Source organism: Methylocystis sp. (genome assembly GCF_050246715.1).
In the GTDB taxonomy this organism is placed as follows: domain Bacteria; phylum Pseudomonadota; class Alphaproteobacteria; order Rhizobiales; family Beijerinckiaceae; genus Methylocystis.
Genome location: NZ_JBFWVN010000021.1, coordinates 11879 through 32761, shown reverse-complemented (window position 1 = coordinate 32761; position 20883 = coordinate 11879). Strand labels below are relative to the sequence as shown.

At 63.3% G+C, this 20883-nt stretch carries 22 protein-coding genes; 12 read left to right on the top strand and 10 right to left on the bottom strand.

What is annotated here, in order from left to right; all coding sequences use genetic code 11:
- Positions 1 to 49 precede the first annotated feature (49 nt).
- Positions 50 to 1504, bottom strand: coding sequence for a cysteine--tRNA ligase (gene cysS / locus AB7I51_RS08895; protein ID WP_428404827.1), 1455 nt, complete (start codon positions 1502 to 1504; stop codon positions 50 to 52).
- Between the two features lie 283 nt (positions 1505 to 1787).
- Between cysS and AB7I51_RS08890 the strand changes: the two genes are divergently transcribed.
- Positions 1788 to 2120, top strand: a complete 333-nt coding sequence (locus AB7I51_RS08890) for a hypothetical protein (RefSeq protein WP_428404826.1) — start codon at positions 1788 to 1790, stop codon at positions 2118 to 2120.
- On the opposite strand, the gene AB7I51_RS08885 is transcribed toward AB7I51_RS08890, so the two are convergent.
- The gene (locus tag AB7I51_RS08885; protein ID WP_428404825.1) at positions 2117 to 2641 is read right to left on the bottom strand and encodes a CreA family protein; all 525 of its coding nucleotides are present in this window, start codon (positions 2639 to 2641) and stop codon (positions 2117 to 2119) included. The genes AB7I51_RS08890 and AB7I51_RS08885 overlap by 4 nt on opposite strands.
- 265 nt (positions 2642 to 2906) lie before the next feature.
- Here AB7I51_RS08885 and AB7I51_RS08880 point away from each other — a divergent pair, with 265 nt between their 5' ends.
- Positions 2907 to 4061 carry a DUF2865 domain-containing protein gene (locus AB7I51_RS08880; protein ID WP_428404824.1) on the top strand — a complete coding sequence of 385 codons (1155 nt, stop codon included), beginning with the start codon at positions 2907 to 2909 and terminating at the stop codon, positions 4059 to 4061.
- Positions 4062 to 4094: 33 nt separating this feature from the next.
- Here AB7I51_RS08880 and cckA read toward each other — a convergent pair whose 3' ends face one another.
- The 5 genes from cckA to AB7I51_RS08855 all read right to left on the bottom strand — a co-directional run bounded on the left by cckA (position 4095) and on the right by AB7I51_RS08855 (position 9593).
- The gene (gene cckA, locus AB7I51_RS08875; RefSeq protein WP_428404823.1) at positions 4095 to 6617 is read right to left on the bottom strand and encodes a cell cycle histidine kinase CckA; all 2523 of its coding nucleotides are present in this window, start codon (positions 6615 to 6617) and stop codon (positions 4095 to 4097) included.
- 277 nt (positions 6618 to 6894) lie between these two features.
- Complete coding sequence (locus AB7I51_RS08870; RefSeq protein ID WP_428404822.1) at positions 6895 to 7092, bottom strand: hypothetical protein; 198 nt, start codon at positions 7090 to 7092, stop codon at positions 6895 to 6897.
- 184 nt (positions 7093 to 7276) lie between these two features.
- The gene (locus tag AB7I51_RS08865) at positions 7277 to 7711 is read right to left on the bottom strand and encodes a hypothetical protein (RefSeq protein WP_428404821.1); all 435 of its coding nucleotides are present in this window, start codon (positions 7709 to 7711) and stop codon (positions 7277 to 7279) included.
- Between the two features lie 171 nt (positions 7712 to 7882).
- Positions 7883 to 8299, bottom strand: coding sequence for an RNA polymerase-binding protein DksA (gene dksA / locus AB7I51_RS08860; protein WP_428404820.1), 417 nt, complete (start codon positions 8297 to 8299; stop codon positions 7883 to 7885).
- Between the two features lie 82 nt (positions 8300 to 8381).
- On the bottom strand, positions 8382 to 9593 hold the full coding sequence (locus tag AB7I51_RS08855) for an NADP-dependent isocitrate dehydrogenase (RefSeq protein WP_428404819.1): 1212 nt from the start codon (positions 9591 to 9593) through the stop codon (positions 8382 to 8384).
- A gap of 148 nt (positions 9594 to 9741) precedes the next feature.
- Between AB7I51_RS08855 and AB7I51_RS08850 the strand changes: the two genes are divergently transcribed.
- Positions 9742 to 10611 carry an RNA methyltransferase gene (locus AB7I51_RS08850; RefSeq protein ID WP_428404818.1) on the top strand — a complete coding sequence of 290 codons (870 nt, stop codon included), beginning with the start codon at positions 9742 to 9744 and terminating at the stop codon, positions 10609 to 10611.
- An 18-nt stretch (positions 10612 to 10629) separates the two neighbouring features.
- Here AB7I51_RS08850 and AB7I51_RS08845 read toward each other — a convergent pair whose 3' ends face one another.
- The gene (locus tag AB7I51_RS08845) at positions 10630 to 11322 is read right to left on the bottom strand and encodes a response regulator (protein WP_428404817.1); all 693 of its coding nucleotides are present in this window, start codon (positions 11320 to 11322) and stop codon (positions 10630 to 10632) included.
- The gene (locus AB7I51_RS08840; protein ID WP_428404816.1) at positions 11319 to 12842 is read right to left on the bottom strand and encodes a sensor histidine kinase; all 1524 of its coding nucleotides are present in this window, start codon (positions 12840 to 12842) and stop codon (positions 11319 to 11321) included. Before AB7I51_RS08840 ends, AB7I51_RS08845 begins: the two co-directional genes overlap by 4 nt.
- Positions 12843 to 12989: 147 nt before the next feature.
- Between AB7I51_RS08840 and AB7I51_RS08835 the strand changes: the two genes are divergently transcribed.
- Positions 12990 to 14897, top strand: coding sequence for a potassium transporter Kup (locus tag AB7I51_RS08835; RefSeq protein ID WP_428406183.1), 1908 nt, complete (start codon positions 12990 to 12992; stop codon positions 14895 to 14897).
- A 28-nt stretch (positions 14898 to 14925) separates the two neighbouring features.
- Here AB7I51_RS08835 and AB7I51_RS08830 read toward each other — a convergent pair whose 3' ends face one another.
- Positions 14926 to 15357 (bottom strand): nuclear transport factor 2 family protein, encoded by a 432-nt coding sequence (locus tag AB7I51_RS08830; protein WP_428405145.1) that lies wholly within the window; start codon positions 15355 to 15357, stop codon positions 14926 to 14928.
- 63 nt (positions 15358 to 15420) lie between these two features.
- Here AB7I51_RS08830 and AB7I51_RS08825 point away from each other — a divergent pair, with 63 nt between their 5' ends.
- From AB7I51_RS08825 to AB7I51_RS08790, 8 genes are all read left to right on the top strand, one after another.
- Positions 15421 to 15666 (top strand): hypothetical protein, encoded by a 246-nt coding sequence (locus AB7I51_RS08825; RefSeq protein ID WP_428405144.1) that lies wholly within the window; start codon positions 15421 to 15423, stop codon positions 15664 to 15666.
- 83 nt (positions 15667 to 15749) lie between these two features.
- Positions 15750 to 16307, top strand: a complete 558-nt coding sequence (locus tag AB7I51_RS08820; protein WP_428405143.1) for a NifU family protein — start codon at positions 15750 to 15752, stop codon at positions 16305 to 16307.
- Positions 16308 to 16378: 71 nt separating this feature from the next.
- The gene (gene tsaB, locus AB7I51_RS08815) at positions 16379 to 17107 is read left to right on the top strand and encodes a tRNA (adenosine(37)-N6)-threonylcarbamoyltransferase complex dimerization subunit type 1 TsaB (protein WP_428405142.1); all 729 of its coding nucleotides are present in this window, start codon (positions 16379 to 16381) and stop codon (positions 17105 to 17107) included.
- A 9-nt stretch (positions 17108 to 17116) separates the two neighbouring features.
- Complete coding sequence (locus AB7I51_RS08810) at positions 17117 to 17605, top strand: GNAT family N-acetyltransferase (protein WP_428405141.1); 489 nt, start codon at positions 17117 to 17119, stop codon at positions 17603 to 17605.
- Positions 17606 to 17673: 68 nt separating this feature from the next.
- Entirely contained in the window at positions 17674 to 17919 is a 246-nt protein-coding gene (locus tag AB7I51_RS08805; protein ID WP_428405140.1) for a type II toxin-antitoxin system Phd/YefM family antitoxin, read from the top strand.
- On the top strand, positions 17916 to 18302 hold the full coding sequence (locus AB7I51_RS08800) for a type II toxin-antitoxin system VapC family toxin (RefSeq protein WP_428405139.1): 387 nt from the start codon (positions 17916 to 17918) through the stop codon (positions 18300 to 18302). Before AB7I51_RS08805 ends, AB7I51_RS08800 begins: the two co-directional genes overlap by 4 nt.
- Positions 18303 to 18420: 118 nt before the next feature.
- Positions 18421 to 19842: a tRNA (N6-isopentenyl adenosine(37)-C2)-methylthiotransferase MiaB gene (gene miaB, locus AB7I51_RS08795; RefSeq protein WP_428405147.1), complete on the top strand. Its 1422-nt coding sequence runs from the start codon at positions 18421 to 18423 to the stop codon at positions 19840 to 19842.
- Entirely contained in the window at positions 19839 to 20882 is a 1044-nt protein-coding gene (locus AB7I51_RS08790; RefSeq protein ID WP_428405138.1) for a PhoH family protein, read from the top strand. The genes miaB and AB7I51_RS08790 overlap by 4 nt, the downstream gene beginning before the upstream one ends.
- Position 20883: the final 1 nt, after the last annotated feature.

The following is a 20883-nucleotide window of genomic DNA, read 5'->3' as shown; positions in this document are numbered from 1 at the left end:
GCCATGACGGCTGTGGTTGATGTTTCCAGCATATAGGAGAGGCGCGCGCTCACCGCTTCACCTCCCAGCTCGTGGTGCCGTCCTTATTGTCCTTCAGCGTGATGCCCATGGCGGCGAGTTCGTCGCGGATGCGGTCGGATTCGGCCCAGTTTTTTGACGCGCGGGCCGCGTTGCGCGCCGATACACGGTTGTTGATAACTTGCTTGAAATCGGTTTCAACGCCCAATGCGGCGGACATGGTATCGGGGGCTTCAGATGCGCGCATTGTCCCGAATATCGTATTAATTGCGCTTCCCTTTCCCGTGAATCCGATTAGCTGAAGCGTGCCCAACAGCTCAGGATACGATCCGCGCTTGCCCAATGAGTGCAATTCAGCGAGTAGCTGCGCGGTATTCAAGTCATCCGACAAGGCATTAACTGCCGACACCGGAGCGGCGAATTGATCGTCCGTATCCAATCCGAGCTCAAATATTCGTCCATACCACGACGAAAGCGCCTGTTCCGCCTCCTCCAGCGCCTTCACGGTCCAATCGATCGGCTGGCGATAATGCGTGCGCAGCATCGCGAGGCGCAGCACTTCGCCCGGCCATTTGCGTCCCCCGAATTTCTCCGTATGCAGCAGTTCGTGGATCGTCACGAAATTCCCGAGGCTCTTGGACATTTTCTCGCCCTCGACCTGCAGGAAGCCGTTATGCATCCAGTAATTCGCCATCACGTCGCGCCCGAAGGCGCAGCACGATTGCGCGATCTCGTTTTCGTGATGCGGGAAGACGAGGTCGATGCCGCCGCCGTGAATGTCGAAAGTTTCGCCCAAATGCGCCCAGGACATCGCCGAACATTCGATGTGCCAACCTGGACGTCCCCTGCCCCATGGCGAGTCCCAGCCTGGCTCTTCCGCCTTTGACGGCTTCCACAAAACGAAATCCATGTCGCCGCGCTTATAGGGCGCGACATCGACGCGCGCGCCGGCGATCATTTCGTCGAGCGAGCGCCGCGACAAGCGGCCATAGTTCGGCATCGACGGCACGTCGAAGAGCACATGGCCGTCGGCCGCATAAGCATGTCCTGACGCGATCAGCCGCTCGATGATCTTAATCATCTGCGCGATGTGCTCGGTCGCGCGCGGCTGCATGGTCGGCTCGAGACAGCCGAGCGCGCGCACGTCCTCTTGAAAGACCTTGTTGGTTTCTTCCGTCAATTCGCGAATGGAAATACCGCGCTCGGCGGCGCGGGCGTTGATCTTGTCGTCGACGTCGGTGATGTTGCGAACGTAAGTGACTTTTGTTTCGCCTTTGCCGCCATCCCAAACGCCCTGCTTGGCAAGATGGCGCAGCAAACGAAACAGCACGTCGAAGACGATGAGCGGCCTGGCGTTGCCGATATGAGCGTAGTCGTAGACAGTCGGCCCGCAGACATACATGCGCACATTGGCGGGATCGATCGGACGGAATTCCTCCTTCCGCCGCGTCAGTGTGTTGTAAATTTTCAGCGCAGGCGTCGACATGAATTTCCCCGCAAGGCCGCCGGCCGGGGCGTCGCTTCATGTCGTTTGGATAGACGTGACGGCTCCGGCCAGCGTGATCGCTAGCTGATAATGATCTCGCGACAAAGGGTGAACCGAAGCGTCATGGCGGCGACCATGCGCCAAAGCGCGCCGCCGCGTCAAGCGCGCGCCTGCCCGGAATCTGCTCAGGGCCCGCCTTGGCCGCGCGCGGCTTAACCGGCGTTTTACCCCTATGCGCTAGGGCTGATCCGGGGTGGTCGGGATCGCTTGGGGCTTGTTCGTCATGTCGGAATTTAAGGCGCCGAATGGTCGGCGCGCGTTTGCGTCGCTGTTCGCGGGAGTTTTGACAGTCGCTGGCTGCGCCGCGAGCGCCTGCGCCGAGACGGCGCCAAGCGCCGCTTATGTCATCTCCGACCAGGAAGGCTACGGCCTGCTGGAATGCCTCACGCACAAGGACGACTGCGGCAAGATCGTCGCCGATTCCTGGTGCGCGGCGCATGGCCATGGCGTGGCGAGAGCTTTCGGCCGCGCCGACGACGTAACCGCGTCGACCGCCGCGAGAGCGACGAGCGCTTCAGTAGAGCCCGCCGCCGTCGTCGTCGCATGCATGGATTAGCGGTTCAGATACTCTCCGCATCGCGGGACTTCGGCCTGGCCCGTCCAGGGCTGGATGGCGACAGTCGAGGTCGAGCTTTCGGGCGAGCCTTCGACGAGCTTGTCGGAGTAAACCATATAGACGAGCACATTGCGCTTGGCGTCGCAGCCGCGGACGATATGCATCCGCTTGAACAGCAGAGAGCGCCGCTCGCTGAACGCCGTATCGCCCTGGCCGAATTTCTCCTTGAATTTGATCGGCCCATATTGCCGGCAGGCGAGCGAAACCTCCGACGACTGCTCCGCGACCCCGAACATGCCCGCAACGCCGCCCTTTTCATGCGCCGTATAATAGCAGGCGACCCCATCGATGATCGGGTCGTCGATGGCATAGGTGGCGAGCTTGTCGTTCGGGGTCAGCAGCTTGAAATCGACCGATCTGCGGAAGATGAGATCCGGCCCGTTATCCGCGAACGCCGGCGCCGCGCCGAAACAAAGCATGAAAACCGTCAAAATCGGTGCAAGCAGTTTGGAACGCTTCATTTCGGCAACCTCCAAGGCGACGCCGTCGCCGATATGGGCGGAGTAGCACGGCAAGTGAAGGGCTTCGACCCTAAGCGGGGCAAAAAATTCCAAGAGGCAAGGACGGCCGGCGGCCGGCGCCGGCGCCTTGTTGCCGACATGATGCGCAGGACAATCTATGCGCCATTGCGCCGAGCGTCGCATCGGCGAGAATGGCGCGATTCGCCGCAAGGCGGCGCGCCAAGGGGCGGGCCAGACAGCGGCCGCATGAGCCGCTCGCGGCTGCTTGCGAGGGCGTAACGAGAGCCAATTATTCAATGGGGCCGGGAACATAGTCACCATTTCGACCAGACGCGCCTCTGAGCGGACCAGACTGGCGGTCGTCGCCCTTGCGGCGTTCGGCCTTTTCGCCGCTGCGCCCGCCGCCGCCGAAAGCCCCTATTGCACGGAATTGCGCGCCCAGATCGCCCGCGCCAGCGCCGGCAGCCAGGCCGGCCGATTCCAGGCCGCCGCCGCCAAGCAGCGCGGCGAATACGCGCGCGTCGCCGCGCGCGCCCGGGCGCTCGGCTGCGATCGCGGCCAATTCCTGTTTTTCGGCGATCCGCCGCCGCCTCAATGCGGGCCGATCAACGCGCAGCTCAATCAGCTCTCGGGCGCCATCGCCTCCTATGATCGGGCGGTCGCGGACGACGGCGGCCAGCGCCAGGCGCTCGCCGCCCGCTATGAGGCCGAGTGCCGCAATCCCCAGTCCATGCAGGGCCGCTTGGCGCGGCCCCGCAATTTTTTTGAAGAACTGTTCGGCGCCGGACCGTTCGAAAACCAAAGCATCGTCGAACCAGAATCCGATCAGGACCTCGAACCTTCAGACGGAAGACCGCGCGGCGGGCCGATGGCGATCTGCGTGCGCGAGTGCGACGGTGGCTTTTTCCCGCTCAGCTATTCGGCGCGAAGCGCCAATCTCGACGATCTCGCGTCGATGTGCCGGGCGCTTTGCCCCAACGCCCAGGTAAAGCTCTATACGGCGTCACAGTATAGGGGCCTCAGTTCCGCGCTTTCGATCGACGGCGAGGCCTATTCGGACCATCCCAACGCGCATAAATTCGAAAAGGTTTACGATCCGGCCTGCGGCTGCAAGCCGCCGGACCAGTCGTGGGCGGAGGCGCTTGCAGACGCCGAGCGGATCATCGCCGAACGCAACGCCAAGGATCAGGTGGTCACCGCCGAGCAGGCGGAGCAATTGTCCCGTCCGCTGCCGCCCGGCGCATCGCGCGGGCGGAAGGCGAAAGGGTCAATGAAGACGCCGGTGACGCCCGAGCCGGCGGCGGCGCAAGCGGCGCCCGCCGCGCCCGAGGGCGCAGCCGCGGCCCAAGAGACCTACCGCGAGATCATCGGCCCCGACGGGCTGAAGCGCCGCGTGCGGGTGGTCGCCCCGGCGTTGTGAGGCGGAGGCGGCGCGCGTCTGGTCCGCGCCGCTTCAGGGCATGTGCGCCTTTACCGTCTCGATCAGCTGTTTGATCGAGAACGGCTTGGCCAGAAAACCGAAATCGCCTTCGGGCAGGTTCTTGGCGAATGCCTCTTCCGCATAGCCGGAAACGAAGATGACCTTTGCCGCGACCCCGCGCTTGCGCAACTCCGCGAACATGGCGGGGCCGTCCATCTCCGGCATGACCACGTCGGAGACGATGAGATCGATCTTGCCATCGACGCGATCGACGACTTCGAGCGCCTCCATGCCCGTCGCCGCTTCGAGAACGGTGAATCCGCGCGACGTTAGGGCCCGCGATCCGATCGAGCGCACGGCGTCCTCGTCTTCGACCAGGAGCACCACGCCCTGGCCGGTGTAGTCCGTCGCGGCTTTGGGCGAATCCGATTTTTGCGAGGTCTCCTGTTCCTCGGGCAGGTAGCGCGGCAGGAAAATGCGGAATTTCGTGCCGCGTCCCACCTCGCTGTCGACGAAGAGGAAGCCGCCCGACTGCTTGACGATGCCGAAAACGGTCGACAAGCCGAGGCCCGTGCCTTTGCCGACCTCCTTCGTCGTAAAAAACGGCTCGAAGATTTTTTCTTTCACATCCGCCGGAATGCCGCTGCCCGTATCCTCGACCTCGATCAGCACATAATCCGCCGGCGGCAACGCCGCTTCGCCGATTGAGGCGCATTCGGCGGCGGCGATATTGCGGGTGCGAATCTGCACGCGCCCGCCCTTGTCCTGCATGGCGTCGCGCGCATTGACGACGAGATTGATGATCACTTGTTCGAACTGGGTGATGTCGGCCTTGACAAACCAGAGGTCGCGGCCGAGACGCAGTTCGAGTTCATTCTTCTCGCCGACGATGCGGCGCAGAAGATTTTGCACTTCGGAGAGCGCATCGCCAAGCTGCAAGACTTGCGGACGCAGCGTCTGCCGGCGCGAAAAAGCCAGCAACTGTCGCGTGAGGCCTGCGGCGCGGTTGGCGGTTTCCTTGATCTGGCGAATGTCGCGAAAGGCCGGATCGGTCGGCCGGTGGCTGGACAGCAGCAAATCCGAATAGCCGATGATCGCGGTCAGCATATTATTGAAGTCATGCGCGATGCCGCCGGCGAGCTGGCCGACCGCGTTCATCTTCTGGGACTGCGCGAACTCCTCCTGCAGCTTGCGTTGCTCGGTCGTATCGAGCGCATAGACCATCGCGCCTTTCTTGCCGGCGTCTTCAGCGGAAGATACGAAAAAGCGCGCCGAACGGGGCCCGCCGCCGGCCTCTTCCTCGAAGACGACATTTACAGGGCGCACTTCGCCCTTGCCTTCAATGGCGTCCTCGATCGCGGCGCGCAGCGCGGCACCGTCGCGTTCGCCCAATCCCGCGAGAACCGACCAGGGCGCCGCAGCCCTGCCCTGCCCCGATTTGAGGGCCTGCGGCAGCAATTTCGCGAAAGCCGCGTTCGACGTCAGCACGCGCCCCTCGCCGTCGAGCGTCGCCATCGCCATCGGCGTCGAGTTGAAAAAGCGCGCGAACCGAACCTCGGCGGCGCGCAAATTCTCTTCCGGCTGTTCGCCGGAGGCGCGGTTGAGCGCCAGGGTGCGCGAGGGGCCAGCTTCGCCGTCCTGGCCGAAAGCCACCTGGTGCAGCAGCCTGACCGGGAGCGACTTGCCGTTGCGGCATCGCAGGTCGAGGTCGATCTGCTCGGTACGCACATCTCCCGGAGAACCGGATATCGCTGCGAGAAGCGCCGCGCCATTGTCGGCTACGATGGAGGAGAGCGTCGCGCCGCCCGAGCCGACCTGGGTGAGATCATATCCCAGCCAACCGGCAAGCGTCTTGTTCATGTAAGAGACGGCGCCGTCGGGACTGGCGGAAAAGAAACCAGCCGGCGCGTGATCGAGAAAGTCGATCGCGTGCTGGAGCTCCTGGAAGACATTTTCCTGCCGCTCTCGATCGGCGGTGACGTCGGCGACAGCCCACAGGCAGAACCGGCCGCCGGTCGTCGGCGCCGGCCGGACGCGAATCCGATACCAGCCGACGCGACCCTGTCCGGAGAGCGGCGGCGACAACCGCAAATCTTCGCTGTGCGACACGCCTGCCCGCGCCGCCTGCGCCAATCTATATATCGCCTCCGAGACTTCGGGCGGCCCGGAGAACAGCCGTTCGACGAGTTGTATTCCGGATGAATCTTTCGCGTCGCACATCGCCCGATAGGCGTCGTTGACGTAAATGGTGCGCCCGTCAGCCCTTGCGACAAGAAGACCCTCGCTCGACGTGTCGGCGATGAGCTTCGTCAGATCATTGTTCGCGACGCGGCCGGAAAATTGGATCAGCCCGATGGCGTAGGCGCAAAGAAAGAAAATTCCGGCGATGCCGAAAATCGCCAGCGCGAGCACAGTAATGCGCGGCGCGAGTTCCGAAGGAGCCAAGTAATAGGCGGCGGTCGCGCCGATGAGCGCGATAACGAGGGCGAGCGTCAAGCCCACATTCGGGGGCCGCTCGCTGCGCTCGATGGCGGAGGATCCCGTCCTGTCGGTCATTTGTTAACCACCCGCGATATATAGCCTTCGCCGACCGCGACGGCCGTGCTAACGCTGCCGTCGATGTTGACCCAGCGAACGCATCGAGAATCATCCAAAACAATGGCTGCGGATGGCGACAATAGCAACGCCGGATGCAAGTTTAGGACACTGATTCGTCGCACATTAACCATTCATTAACCTTTTTTCGGCGCTTGCCAGAAAAGCTGTTAATTTGGCATGGTTCACGCGCGTTCGAACCAGAGACCAGCCCTTCATGCCCGATAAATTCACTCAGCTACTGCCGGCGCTTGGAGCGCTTGTTGCGTTCCTCGTCGCAGCGGTGCTCGTGCTTTATATTTTCCGTCTGTTGTTCGGACGTCGCATCCGCGCGCCTGGAGGCCGCAATCGCGCGCGCCGCCTGGATATTGTCGACGCCTTTGATCTGGACCACGAGCGCCAGCTCGTTATTGTGCGGCGCGACAATGTCGAACATCTGCTTCTGATCGGGGGGCCCAACGACGTTCTGGTCGAGGGGACGATCAACCGGCTCGAGGGCGCGGTCGCCCGACCGCCAGAGCAGCGCGCAGGGCCGTCTGCCGCAAACTGGCCGGCTGAACCCTCGGCTCCTCCCAGAGAGCTGGAATCGCCGTTGCCGTCGCCGGCCGCAGCCGCAGCCGTCAATCTGCCGCCGGACCTTTTCGCGCCGGCGCCAAGAAAACCGACAGCGCCGCCGCCACCGCCGCCAGGTCCAAGGATTTCGAGCCCGGCCGCCCCGCCCGCGCGGCCGCCCGCGCGTTCCCCGACTCCGCCCTTCTTGGCGCGCGCTCAGCAGCGCCTGTCGTCGCGCCCGAAGGAGCCGGCTGCGCCGCCCGAAGCGGCGGCTCCGCCGCCAGCTGCAGCCGCGCCGCCGCCGGCTTCGGTCGCTCCCAAACCTGCTGAGCCCTCGATGGCTCCGAGGCCTGCAGCGCCATCGCCGCCGCCGCCCCCGCCGCCGGGCGCCGCGAGACCTCCAGCGCCCCCGCCCGCGCCGCCACCAAAACCTGCGCCGCCGCCGGCTCAGCCGCCAGCCGCCGCGAGACCTCCGGCGCCGCCGCCCGCGCCGCCTCCGCCAAAGCCTGCGCCTCCGCCCGGCGCTCCGCCCGAGGTCGACCCGCTCGACTCGCTTGAAGCCGAGATGGCGCGTCTGCTCGGCCGCCCCGACGACAAACAATAAAAAAAGGCGTCGCGACGAGCGACGCCTCTTAACTTCTCGACCGAATTGCGTTTCTTGCCGAGTTTTTTGCTCAGTCGTCGCGATAGACTTTTTCGCGCCGTTCGTGACGCTCCTGCGCCTCGATCGACAGCGTCGCGATCGGACGCGCGTCGAGCCGCTTGAGAGAGATCGGCTCGCCCGTCTCCTCGCAATATCCATAACTGCCGTCGTCGAGGCGCGTCAGCGCCGCGTCGATTTTCGCAATGAGCTTGCGCTGCCGATCGCGCGCTCGAAGTTCGATGGCGCGATCGGTTTCGGACGATGCGCGGTCCGCCAAGTCGGGATGATTTTCATTTTCGTTCTGCAGCGCCGCGAGCGTTTCCCGGCTTTCGTGCAGTATGTCTTCCTTCCAACCCAGCAGTTTGCGACGGAAATATTCGCGCTGCCGATCGCACATAAAGGGTTCGTCTTCGGAAGGCTGATAAGTTTCTTCCAGATCCACCGCCATCTCGCGAATCCTTAATTGGCCTATAGGCGACGCCTATATAGACGCGACCGGCGCCACTTACAATCATTCCCCGCGCCGCCGTTCACTCCATCGCTTTGCGCAAATTTTCGTCGACTTTGTCCAGAAAACCGGTCGTCGACAGCCATTTCTGGTTGCAGCCGACAAGCAGCGCCAGATCCTTGGTCATGAAACCCGACTCGACCGTCGCGACGCACACTTCCTCAAGCGTGCGCGCGAACCGCGTGAGGTCTTCGTTGCTGTCGAGCTTGCTGCGATGCGCGAGCGCGCGCGTCCAGGCGAAAATCGAAGCAATGGAGTTGGTCGAGGTCTCGTGCCCCTTCTGATATTCGCGGTAGTGGCGCGTCACCGTGCCATGCGCGGCTTCGGCCTCGACGGTCTTGCCGTCGGGCGTCATCAGCACGCTCGTCATCAGGCCGAGCGATCCGAAGCCCTGCGCCACCGTGTCGGACTGCACGTCGCCGTCGTAATTCTTGCAGGCCCAGATATAGCCGCCTGACCATTTGAGCGCGGAAGCGACCATATCGTCGATCAGGCGATGTTCGTAAGTGAGGCCGAGCGCCTCGAACTTCGACTTGAACTCGGCGTCGTAAATCGCCTGGAACAAATCCTTGAAGCGGCCGTCATAGGCCTTGAGGATCGTGTTCTTGGTCGAGAGATACACTGGATAGTTGCGCGTGAGCCCATAGTTGAACGTCGCGCGCGCGAATTCGCTGATCGACTCGTCGAGGTTATACATCGCCAGCGCGACGCCTGAGCCGGGAAAGCTGAAGACTTCCTTCTCGATCACCGCGCCGTCGGCGCCTTCGAATCTGATGGTCAGACGGCCCTTGCCGGGCACTTTGAAATCCGTCGCCTTATATTGATCGCCGAAAGCGTGACGGCCGACGATGATCGGCTGCGTCCAGCCCGGCACCAGTCGCGGCACGTTCCTGCAGATGATCGGCTCGCGGAAGATGACGCCGCCGAGGATATTGCGGATCGTGCCGTTCGGCGACTTCCACATTTCCTTGAGATTGAATTCCTTCACCCGCGCTTCGTCGGGCGTGATCGTCGCGCATTTGACTCCGACGCCATGTTCCTTGATCGCGTAGGCGGCGTCGACCGTCACCTGATCATTGGTGGCGTCGCGATTTTCAATCGAGAGATCGTAACGGATGAGATCGATGTCGAGATAGGGTCGAATGAGCTTCTCTTTGATCGCGGCCCAGATGATGCGGGTCATTTCGTCGCCGTCGAGTTCGACGACAGGATTTGCAACCTTGATCTTCCGCATGCGCCCGCTCCTCTCTTGCCGCGCGCCTTATAGCGTCGGCTTAAGGCTTTGGATAGCAATCGGCAGGCCTTCGGCCGAGCTTCGCGGCGCCCTTCCCCAGAGGCGCGTTCCGCCCTAATTTGCCGTCGTTTTATCGCAAGGAGGCGAGTTGGTCGGGGCGGGAACGGATCGAAGCAAAACGGCGCTTTCAGGCGGGCCCGCGGTGGTGCTGGTGCGGCCGCAGCTCGCCGTCAATATCGGCATGTGCGCGCGCGCCATGGCCAATTTCGGCCTCTCCGACCTGCGACTCGTGTCGCCGCGCGAAGGCTGGCCGCGCACCGGCGCCTATCGCAAGGGCGCCTATGCGGCGGCGGCAGGCGCCGTGCATCTCCTCGAAAGCGCGAAACTCTATGAGAGCGTGCGCGAGGCGATCGAAGACTTGTCCTTCGTCTATGCCGCGACGGCGCGCGGACGCGGGCAGATGAAGCCGGTGCTCACGCCTGCGCAGGCGATGCCGGATATGGCGGCGCGCTTCGCGGCGGGCGAGAAGCATGGCGTGCTGTTTGGCCCAGAGCGCACCGGCCTCGACAATGACGATGTGGCGCTCGCCGACGCCATCCTCACCTTTCCGGTCAATCCCGCCTATGCCTCGCTCAATCTCGCGCAGGCGGTGCTGCTCACCGGCTATGAATGGTTTCGCGCCGCGCATGGCGACGCCATTCCCTTCGACGTCGAAGAACGCTCGCCGCCGGCGACGCGCGAAATGACGCTCGCCTTTTTCGATTTTCTTGAAGGCGAACTCGACAAGCGCGGTTTTTTTCGTCCGCTGACCAAGAAGCCGGTGATGTCGCGTAATCTCCGCAACATGTTCCACCGCATGGGGCTCACCGAGCAGGACGTGCGCACGCTCTGGGGCGTCGTCGTGCGGCTGGTGGAGGGGCCAAGGCGGGAGCCGAAGAAGACGAGCCGGAGGAAGGAGGCGGAAGGCGCATTGAACGAAAAAACCGGACCGACGCCCCCCGGCGCGGCGAGCGGATAACGCCCGCCGCTCTCGCTCTCAGTCTTCTCCCATCATTCGATATCCCACGCCCGGCTCCGTCAAAATCAACCGCGGGGCCGCGGAGTCTGTTTCGATCTTCGCGCGAAGCTGTCCGATGAACACCCTGAGATAGGGCGTATCTTCGACATGCGCCGGTCCCCACACCTTGTTTAGAATCTGGCGGTGCGTCATGACCCGTCCGGGATGCGAGGCCAAAAGCGCCAGCAGGTCGAATTCTTTGGGCGTCAGTTTGATCGTCGCGCCGGCGACCGTCACGCGCCGGGTTCGCAGGTCGATTGCGAGTTCGCCAAGAACAATCTGCTCGACCGGGGCTTCGCTGGCTCCGCGCGCCCGCAAACAGACGCGGATGCGGGCGAGCAATTCTCTTATGCCGAACGGCTTCTCCACATAATCATTCGCGCCGAGATCAAGCGCGGCGACCTTTTCCGTCTCGCGTTCACGAGCCGAAAGCACGATGATCGGCGTCTCGCATCGCTCCCGCACCGCGCCGATGACGAGTTTGCCGTCGATGTCGGGCAGGCCGAGGTCGAGAACAATCACCGCGGGATCATGCGCTTCGACAAGGCGAATCGCCTCTTGCCCCGTTTCAGCCTGCTCGACTTCATAGCCGGCGGCCGATAGCGAATGGCGCAGAAAGCGCTGGATCTGCGGCTCATCATCGACGACAAGGACAAGCGGCCGGTCGATCATGTGCTCGGCTCCGCGCCAGCCGGCAGAATGACGCGAACGCGCGTTCCATGATCATCGATTACGGGACTCTCCGCGAGAATTTTCCCTCCAAGAGCTGTCACCACGCCGCGGCAAATCGCGAGACCGAGCCCCCCGCCGGCGAACTGAACCCGGTCGCCGCGAAAGAATTTTTCAAAAATCTGATCGATATCTTTCATGGGAATCCCGCAGCCCTCGTCGAGGACGGCGAACTCAACAGTTTCTCGGCCCGCAGAAACAGTGACGCTAACGGGCCGGTCCGCCGGCGAATATTTCACCGCATTGTCGATGAGATTGAACAGGACTTGTTCAAGGAGCGCCGCGTCCGCATAAATGGGGGCGGCGGCCGTCCCGGCGTCGAGTAGAATGGTCGCGCCGATAAAAGATTTCCGCGCGCGTTTTACTGCTGCCGCAGCGACGTCAACGGCGTCGACCCATTCGCGTCTGATGTCGAGCCCGGCTTCGAGCCGGGTCATCGCCAAAAGATTGGCGACAAAGCGCGAAAGCCGTTCCGTTTCTTCTTCAATTGCGAGCAGCAAGTCGCTGCGCGCTTCCGACGGCATTTTGTCCCCAAATTCGCGCAGGCTGGTGACTGAGCCCAGAATGGTGGAGAGCGGCGTGCGCAAATCATGCGAGATCGACGAAAGGAGCGCGGAGCGGACGCGTTCCTGTTCCGCCACGGCGCGAGCGTCTTCGGCGTCTCGCGCGAAGGCGACGCGTTCGATGGCGAGTTCAGTCTGTCTCATCATCGCCTCGACCGCCTGCTCGCGTTCGGCAGATCCAGTTTCGGAGAAGATGACGCCGTAGACTGCGACAATCTTGTCCCAGCCCCGGAGAGGAAGGAAGGAAAAGCGACTGCCGGACCAGCCGGCGGCTGTCGCCGCCTGCGGCTGGCCTCGGCGAAAGGCCCGATCGGCCGCAATGAGATCGGCCGGGGACAGATTCGCTTCAGCGACGACCTGCAGCCGTCCTCCGTCAGGCCTGAGCATGACGGCCTCGCCGCCGGCGGCGCGAGAGAGATGGCGCATGGCGAGCGATTCGATCTCGTCGATGCGCATCGCGCCGGATAAATCGGCTGCAAAGTCGGAAAGTATCTCGAGAACGTCGGCGCGATTGCGGGCGGCGTCAGCTTCTTCGCGCATGCGCCCGGCGAGCACGCCGGTAACCGCGGCGACGAGAAGAAAGATGCCGAGAGCCAACGCGTCTTCCGGCCGCGCGACCGAAAGCGTGTGCCGCGGCTCGACGAAGAGGAAGTTATAGCCGACGAACGCCAACACCGCGGCAAGCAGGCCTGCCCAGAAGCCATATCGAATGGCGCTGACGAGCACCGGCGCAAGGAAAACAAGCGGCAAACTGGCGCTCGGCAGCCGGTCGTCCAGCAATAGGCACAACAGCGCCGCCGCCACGACGAAGAGCGTCGCTCCGGCAAGGCCGGCCGGCGTCGGCGAGGCGCGCCAGCCCGTCCGACGGGATATCGCAGCGGCGGATCTGGGAGAATCCATGCCCAGGAGGTGAGCCGGCGCGAGCCCTTTGTCTACGGTCTTTATGGAATCCTTACGCTGAGCCTCGGAAAGCCGTCTCGTTTCTTTATGCGCGCGGCCCAAAACTCCCGCTCCGTGACGCTGCTTTACGGCAAAACGGAATCTTCTATGGACGCTGCAATTCAGACTTTTGAGCATCGGCCCGCGAATTTGGCCGCCCGGGCGGGCTTCTGGACCCTCGCGCTCGGCTCGATCGGCGTCGTCTACGGCGACATCGGCACGTCTCCGCTCTATGCCTTCCGAGAGGCGATGCTCGCCGCTTCGCAAGGACAGGGAGGCGTGAATTCCGCCAATGTGCTGGGCGTCCTCTCCCTTATCCTGTGGGCGCTGACGATCGTCGTCACGCTAAAATATGTGATTGTCCTGCTCCGCGCCGACAATCAGGGCGAGGGCGGCACGCTGACGCTGCTCACGCTGGCGCAGCAATCGCTGGGACGCGCCGTTCCCGCCATCACCCTGCTCGGCGCGCTCGGCGCGGCGCTGTTCTTCGGCGATGCGCTGATTACCCCCGCGATTTCGGTGCTCTCGGCCGTCGAGGGGCTCAAGCTCGTGACAAGCTGGTTCGACCCCTATGTCGCGCCGATCGCGGTCGGGATCATCGTGGCGCTGTTTCTTTTCCAGCGACGCGGCACGGCCTCGGTCGCGAGCTGGTTCGGCCCGATCACGCTGGTCTGGTTTATCGTACTGGCGCTCGGCGGCGCGACGCAGATCGCGCGCAATCTCCGGGTTCTCGAAGCGGCGAACCCCTTTCACGCCGTTAGCTTCCTCTTGCGCCATGGGGAAATCGGGCTGTTCACGCTCGGGGCCGTCTTTCTGGCGGTCACCGGTGCGGAGGCGCTCTATGCCGATCTCGGCCACTTCGGACGCAAACCAATCCGATTTGCCTGGCTTTGCGTCGCCCTGCCCGCGCTTGCGCTGAACTACGTCGGCCAGGGCGCTCTGGTGCTCGTCAAGCCCGAGACGATCAAGGACTCGTTCTTCCTGCTCTATCCTGCCTGGGCGCTGCCGCTCATCGTCGTTCTCGCCACGCTCGCGACGATCATCGCCAGCCAGGCGGTGATCACCGGCTCCTATTCGCTGACGGCGCAGGCGATCCGGTTGCATCTTCTGCCGCGCATGCGCAGTCGGCACACGTCAGAAGAACAGTCTGGTCAAATCTACATGCCCACGGTCAACACGCTGCTGCTCCTCGGCGTGCTCGCGCTCGTCTTGTTCTTCGGCTCGTCCAGCCGGCTCGCCAGCGCCTATGGCATCGCCGTGACCGGCACGATGGTCGTGACGACTGTGCTCGCAATGGTCGTGGTGCGCCGCCACTGGGGTTGGCCACTCTGGGCGACGACGGCGCTTATGACGCCGTTTCTCGCGATCGACCTCGTTTTTCTCGGAGCCAATCTCATGAAGCTCTTGGAAGGCGGCTTTGTGCCGCTGCTCATCGCCGGAGCCATGTTGCTCCTCATGCGCGCGTGGATGCGCGGGACCAATCTCCTCGAAGAAAAGGCGCAGCAGTCGGACGTTCCGCTGCGTTCCATTCTCGAAAACCTGGAGAGGAAGCCGCCGACGCTTGTGCCCGGAACGGGAGTCTATCTCACGACTCAGCCGCAGCTCGCGCCGGTCGCTTTGCTGCATATGCTGAAGCACTTTAAGGCGCTGCATGAACACAATGTGATTCTGATGATCGTCACCGCCGACGTGCCGCGCGTGCCGGACGGTGAGCGGATCGAAATGTTCGAAATCAACAGCCTCTTCCGCCAGGTGACGATGAGCTTCGGTTATATGGAGGAGCCCAATGTTCCTTATGGGCTTGGCCTGTGCCGGAAGCTTGGATGGAAGTTCGACATCATGTCGACCTCATTCCTGCTCTCGCGACGCGCGCTGAAGCCGGCGGCGAGCAGCGCCATGCCGCGTTGGCAACGCAACCTTTTCATCTTCCTCTCGCGCAACGCCACAAACGCCAGCGACTACTTCCATATTCCGGCGGGACGCGTGGTAGAAATTGGCGCGCAGGTGAATCTTTGATTCAATTCGCGCGAGGAGCCGCGCAACGTCAATGAAATGATCGCTTTTCCTCTCGCGCTGCGGATGGTGACGGCGCCGTCGCGAGCGGGCCCGCCTGGTGATGCACGAGGCGCCATCGCCCATCGATCAGGCGGAACCAGTTGGTCGCGATTAGCAGGCCGCCGCCGACTTCCTCGACGCAGAAGACGCGACCGTCGGCGCCGTCGATGAGCGTCTGAGCATCCCGCGCCGTCACCGCCTCCTGCAGCGGATTAAGGAAAATGTCGCGGTAGGAGGCAAGCACCGGCGTGCGCCCGACGAGCGCCGGCCAGCTGGGGTGAACGCAGGAGACGGCCTCCTCCGCCCAAAGATCATTCATCGCGCCAAGGTCGCGCGCGGCGAAAGCGCGGTAATAGGCGGCGTTGGCGTCGATCAGCGCGGCTTCGTCCATTGATTGACACTGCTGGATTCGCTCGGGCATGGCAAATGCTCGGGCATCGCAAATGCAAGAATGCGCCCAAGGAGCGCCCAAAGAGATTCGCCGATGGATGCGCTGACCTGGTTCGGGCTCTTCGCGGTGAGCGCGATGCTGCTTTCCTATGCGCTGGAGGAACGAAGCCACTGGTTCGTTCTGTGCATCGCCATCGCCTGCGCGCTTGGGTCGGTCTACGGGTTCCTGCAAGGCGCCTGGCCCTTCGGCTTCGTCGAGGCGGTCTGGGCCGCGGTCGCGCTCGGGCGATGGCTGACGCGCAGAAGAGTCTCGCAAGAACTTGACGAAGCGCATAAGTAGATTGTCGACGATGTCACAAAAGGCGCGATGTGTGATATTCGCGCAATTCCCGCCGGCCTTGAACCGGACGCAGGAGCCGACCCATGTTCATTCAGACTGAATCCACCCCAAACCCAGCGACGCTCAAGTTCCTTCCGGGCCAGGACGTGCTCGGCCAGGGCGCGATGGAATTCCGCTCGGCCGACGACGCCGCAAATGCGCCGCTCGCTCAGGCGCTGCTGTCGATCGAGGGCGTCGAAGCGGTGATGTATGGCGCCGACTTCGTTTCGGTGACGAAGAACGAAACCGACTGGCCGCATCTGAAGCCGGTCGTTCTCGGCGCGATCATGGAGCATTTCGCCTCGGGCGCGCCGCTGTTGATTGAAGGGGCCGCGCCGGCGCAGTCCGGCGGCGAGTTCTATGATCCAGCCGACGCGGAGACGGTCGCCACGATCAAGGAGCTGATCGAAACGCGGGTGCGGCCGGCGGTCGCCGGCGACGGCGGCGACATTGTCTTCAAGGGTTTTAGGGACGGCGTCGTCTATCTGGCGATGAAAGGCGCCTGCTCGGGATGCCCGTCATCCACGGCGACCTTGCGGAATGGCATCGAGAATCTGCTGAAGCATTTCCTGCCGCAGGTGAAGGCGGTGGAGCCGGCGTAAGGGGACACATTGATGACGGGTTTCGAACGTTACATTGATCGCGTCTCGAAAACCGTCATAATCTGAGAATCATGCGAATCCTTGCGATCGACACCGCTCTGCCAGCCGTCTCCGCCTGTGTGCTGGACCAGGACGCGGCGGCGCCGATCGCCGCCGAATCAATCGAGATGGAGCGCGGCCACGCCGAGGCGCTGCTGCCGCTGATCAGTCGAGTGATGGGCAAGGTCGAGGGTGGCTTCAGCTCGCTTAATCGGGTCGCCGTGACGGTGGGCCCGGGCTCGTTCACCGGCATTCGCATCGGCCTTGCCGCCGGCCAGGCGATCGCGCTCGCCTGCAAGGCCGAGATCGTCGGCGTCTCGACGCTGGCCGCCCTTGCGGCGCCGCTGATTCTCGATCCTTTCGACGGCGTCGTCGCAGCGGCGATCGATGCGCGCCATGGCAAAGTCTATATCGCCGCCTTCGGCCCTGCCGGACGTCCGCTGCTCTCGCCGCGCCGCGCCGGCGCGCATGAAGCGCTGCGCGCGCTCGGGTCGGGCCCGCTGCTGCTCATCGGCTCCGGCGCGCCGCTCCTTGCCAAGGAGGCGCGCGCCCGGGGGGTTGCAGTCAAAATCGCCAGCGAGCAGGCCGCGCCCGACATCGCCTTCGTCGCCCGCCTGGGACTCGCCGCGCAGCCGGACGCCGCGCCCGCGCGGCCGCTTTATCTCAAAGAGCCTTACGTCGCGGCGCCTGACGCGGCGATAGGCGCCGAGATTCTGCATGATGCGGCCGGCGCCAGCGTCGCCGTCCCGGCGCAGGCGTGAATTTGCGCCATGACGCTACTTTCATCCTTCTTCGCCAAGCCGACATTCATAATAGAGCCTATCGGGTCTGAGCGCGCTGAAGACTGCGAACGCCTGCACGGCGCATCTTTCGCGTTCGGCTGGTCGAAAATCGACTTTGAGAATTATCTGGCCGACGCCCATATCGTCGCCGACGGCGCGGTCGCGGAGAACCGCAAAGGCGAACTCGGGGGCTTCGTCCTGTCCCGTTTGACGCCGCCCGACGCCGAAATCCTCACTTTCGCCGTCGACCCCGCGTATCGCGGCGCCGGATTGGGGCGGCGCATTCTCGAAAAACATCTGGAGAATCTCGAGCGCAGCGGCGCCCGGCTGGTTTTTCTGGAGGTGGCGGACGACAACGAGCCTGCGCTGAGACTTTACGCCAGGGAAGGCTTCAAAGAGATCGGGAGGCGCGAGAATTACTATCAGCGCGTCAGCGGCGAACGCCGCGCGGCGATCAATCTGCGGCTGGAGATTTGAGCAATTTAAGGCTTGCATATGGGCGGGAGAAAACTAAACTAATTGGACTTAGTCCATCCGAGACGCTCATGCGCATTGTGAATATTCACGAAGCCAAGACCCAATTGTCCAAATTGGTCGATCTCGCTTCGAAGGGAGAGCCTTTCATCATCGCCAAGGCTGGCAAGCCTCTGGTGAAGGTGGCGCCGCTCGAAGCCCCGCCGAAACGAAAAATCCGGCGTCTCGGATTCATGGAAGGGCAAGGCCTCATTCCAGAGGATTTTGATCGCATGGACGAAGCCGAGATCGAACGACTTTTCGAGGGCGAAGAGTGAAGCTGCTGCTCGACACTCATCTTGTCCTGTGGGCCGCCATTGCTCCATCTCGTCTGTCGGCAAGAGCGAAAGCGATCCTTGACCATGACGATAACGAACTCATCTACAGCGTCGCCAGCCTGTGGGAAATCGTGATCAAACGCGCCCTCAAGCGCACGGATTTCCAAGTCGATCCGCATGGACTACGCGGCGGTCTGCTGGACAATGGCTACCAGGAACTGCCTGTGCTTGCGGAGCACGCGCTCGCCACTGGCGCCCTGCCGCCCATTCATAAGGACCCATTCGACCGTCTGCTTATTGCGCAGGCGGTCGTTGAGGGGTTGACGTTGCTGACGGCGGATGCGCTCCTCACGCGCTACGACGGGCCGGTTCAGAAAATTTAGGAACAGGCTCTGATTCCCTGTCGCGCCAGACGCGCTTGCGCGCAAAATGTCGTATAATGCGTTCGTCGCCCGCCCCACGAATTGAGTCGAGGCGAGCCGGCGAGCAGGAGCCATAAAGATCACGACGGAAGTTTTAGAGGCGGTTGAGACGCCCCCCGGCCCATTCAAGGAGGAGCCGGCGCCAACGCCCAAAGTGCTGGTCAAGTCATATGGCTGCCAGATGAACGTCTATGACGCGACGCGCATGGCGGATCTGCTCGGCCGAGAAGGCTACGCCGAGACCCAGAGCGAAGAAGACGCCGATCTCGTCATCCTGAACACATGCCATATTCGCGAAAAGGCCGCGGAAAAAATCTATTCCGAACTCGGCAAGCTGGCGATCGCCAAACGCGAATTGAACGCGCGCGGCCGCGACATGAAAATTGTCGTCGCCGGCTGCGTCGCGCAGGCCGAGGGCGAAGAAGTGCTCAAGCGCCAGCGCGCGGTCGATCTCGTCGTCGGCCCGCAGAGCTACCACCGCCTGCCGGAACTGCTGCGCCGAGCGGAGAGCGGCGCGCGCGTCGCCGATACGGATTTCGCCGTCGAGGACAAGTTTCGCGCCCTGCCCGCCCCGAGCCGCGCCCAGATCCGCGCCCGCGGCGTTTCGGCCTTCGTCACCGTGCAGGAAGGATGCGATAAATTCTGCTCCTTCTGCGTGGTGCCCTATACGCGCGGCGCCGAATCCTCACGTCCCGTCGCCGAGATCGTCGCCGAAACAAGGCGCCTCGTCGACGCCGGCGTCTGCGAGGTCACGCTGATCGGCCAGAACGTCAACGCCTATCGCGGCCCAGACGCACAGGGACGCGAAACGACGCTCGCGCAGATTCTCGAACTTCTGGCGCGGATCGAAGGGCTGACGCGTCTGCGCTACACGACAAGTCATCCGGTCGACATGGGGCAGGCGTTGATTGACGCGCATGCCGCGATTCCAAAGCTCATGCCCTATGTGCATCTACCGGTTCAGTCGGGGTCGGATCGCATTTTGAAGGCGATGAACCGCAGGCATGACGCGCAAGCATATCTCTCGATCGCCGAAAGCCTTCGAAAGGCGCGGCCGGATGTCGCCCTGTCGTCCGATTTCATCGTCGGCTTTCCCGGCGAAACCGACGCCGATTTCGAGGCGACGATGGCGCTCGTGCGCGCCGTGGGCTTCGCGTCGAGCTTTTCGTTCAAATATTCGGCCCGTCCCGGCACGCCGGCCGCCGATCGCCCGGATCAGATCGAGGAGCATGTGAAAAGCGAACGCCTCGCTGCGCTGCAAGCGCTGCTCGACGAGCAGCGGCGCGCCTTCAACGACGCGACGGTCGGCCGGAAAGTCGATGTGCTGTTTGAAAAGCCCGGCCGTCACGAGGGGCAGATCGCCGGCAAGAGTCCCTATATGCAGGCTGTGCACGCCGAAGGTTCGATCGAGCATATTGGCCGCGAGGTCAGTGTGGAAATCGTCGCGGCGGGTTCGAATTCCCTATCGGCGCGGCTCATGAGCGAGGAGGCGAAAGCTTGACGACAATCGACGACCCGTTGCTTTCCGCACGGGGACCGGAGGCGAGCGAGCCCGAAGCGGAAATCACGCTCGCCTTTGAAAACAACCGTCACGCTTCTCTCGTTTTCGGACTTTACGATCAAAATCTCGCCAGGATCGAACGGCGCCTGCGCGTCGCCTCCTTTGCCAATGGCAATCACGTCACGCTCAAAGGCAGGGCCGAGTCCTGCGAACATGCGCGCCGCGTGCTCGAGGCGCTTTACGAGCGCGTGGCGTTGGGTCAGACGATCACGCTCGGCGACGTCGACGGCGCCATCGAAGAGACGGCGCGTCAGCGTAGCCTGTTTCCCGATGCCGAGCCGACGCGCGGCGCCTTCGAACAGATTCTGACCCGCAAGCGCGGATCAGTGCGCGCCCGCAACGCCGCGCAGGATCAATATTTGCGCGCGCTCAAGCGCTATGAGCTGGTTTTTGCCGAAGGTCCGGCGGGGACGGGCAAGACTTGGCTCGCGGTCGGCCACGCCGTTCAGCTGATGGAGCAAGGCGTGGTCGAACGGCTGATTTTGTCGCGACCTGCGGTGGAGGCCGGCGAACGTCTCGGCTTTTTGCCTGGCGACATGCGCGACAAGGTCGATCCCTATCTGCGCCCGATCTATGACGCACTCCATGATTTCATGGATGCTCGAATGATCGAGCGCGGCATGCAAACCGGCCTCATCGAAGTCGCGCCGCTCGCCTTCATGCGCGGCCGCACGCTGACGCGAAGCTGCATTTTGCTCGATGAGGCGCAGAACGCCAGTTCGATGCAGATGAAAATGTTTCTCACCCGACTGGGCGAAGGCTCACGCATGATCGTGACCGGCGACCCGTCGCAGACCGACCTGCCGCCCGGACAAAAGTCCGGCCTCTCGGAAGCGGTCACGCTGCTCGCCGATCTCGACGTCGTCGGCCGCGTGCGGTTTTCGGAAGGCGACGTCGTGCGTCATGATCTCGTGCGACAAATCGTCGGCGCCTATGAGCGCGCCGCGCGCGCCAGCAAGCAGCCGCGCGGAGAGGTCTGAC

Excerpts from the sequence above, each read along its gene's own strand:
- AB7I51_RS08825 (WP_428405144.1), top strand. The coding sequence starts at position 15,421 with ATGGATGCGCTGACCTGGTTCGGGCTCTTCGCGGTGAGCGCGATGCTG.
- AB7I51_RS08885 (WP_428404825.1), bottom strand. The coding sequence starts at position 2,641 with ATGAAGCGTTCCAAACTGCTTGCACCGATTTTGACGGTTTTCATGCTT.
- AB7I51_RS08855 (WP_428404819.1), bottom strand. The coding sequence starts at position 9,593 with ATGCGGAAGATCAAGGTTGCAAATCCTGTCGTCGAACTCGACGGCGAC.
- AB7I51_RS08870 (WP_428404822.1), bottom strand. The coding sequence starts at position 7,092 with ATGTTCGACATTGTCGCGCCGCACAATAACGAGCTGGCGCTCGTGGTC.
- AB7I51_RS08805 (WP_428405140.1), top strand. The coding sequence starts at position 17,674 with ATGCGCATTGTGAATATTCACGAAGCCAAGACCCAATTGTCCAAATTG.
- AB7I51_RS08830 (WP_428405145.1), bottom strand. The coding sequence starts at position 15,357 with ATGCCCGAGCGAATCCAGCAGTGTCAATCAATGGACGAAGCCGCGCTG.
- cysS (WP_428404827.1), bottom strand. The coding sequence starts at position 1,504 with ATGTCGACGCCTGCGCTGAAAATTTACAACACACTGACGCGGCGGAAG.
- AB7I51_RS08810 (WP_428405141.1), top strand. The coding sequence starts at position 17,117 with ATGACGCTACTTTCATCCTTCTTCGCCAAGCCGACATTCATAATAGAG.
- tsaB (WP_428405142.1), top strand. The coding sequence starts at position 16,379 with ATGCGAATCCTTGCGATCGACACCGCTCTGCCAGCCGTCTCCGCCTGT.
- dksA (WP_428404820.1), bottom strand. The coding sequence starts at position 8,299 with ATGGCGGTGGATCTGGAAGAAACTTATCAGCCTTCCGAAGACGAACCC.
- AB7I51_RS08840 (WP_428404816.1), bottom strand. The coding sequence starts at position 12,842 with ATGGATTCTCCCAGATCCGCCGCTGCGATATCCCGTCGGACGGGCTGG.
- AB7I51_RS08845 (WP_428404817.1), bottom strand. The coding sequence starts at position 11,322 with ATGATCGACCGGCCGCTTGTCCTTGTCGTCGATGATGAGCCGCAGATC.
- cckA (WP_428404823.1), bottom strand. The coding sequence starts at position 6,617 with ATGACCGACAGGACGGGATCCTCCGCCATCGAGCGCAGCGAGCGGCCC.
- AB7I51_RS08820 (WP_428405143.1), top strand. The coding sequence starts at position 15,750 with ATGTTCATTCAGACTGAATCCACCCCAAACCCAGCGACGCTCAAGTTC.
- AB7I51_RS08890 (WP_428404826.1), top strand. The coding sequence starts at position 1,788 with ATGTCGGAATTTAAGGCGCCGAATGGTCGGCGCGCGTTTGCGTCGCTG.
- AB7I51_RS08835 (WP_428406183.1), top strand. The coding sequence starts at position 12,990 with ATGGACGCTGCAATTCAGACTTTTGAGCATCGGCCCGCGAATTTGGCC.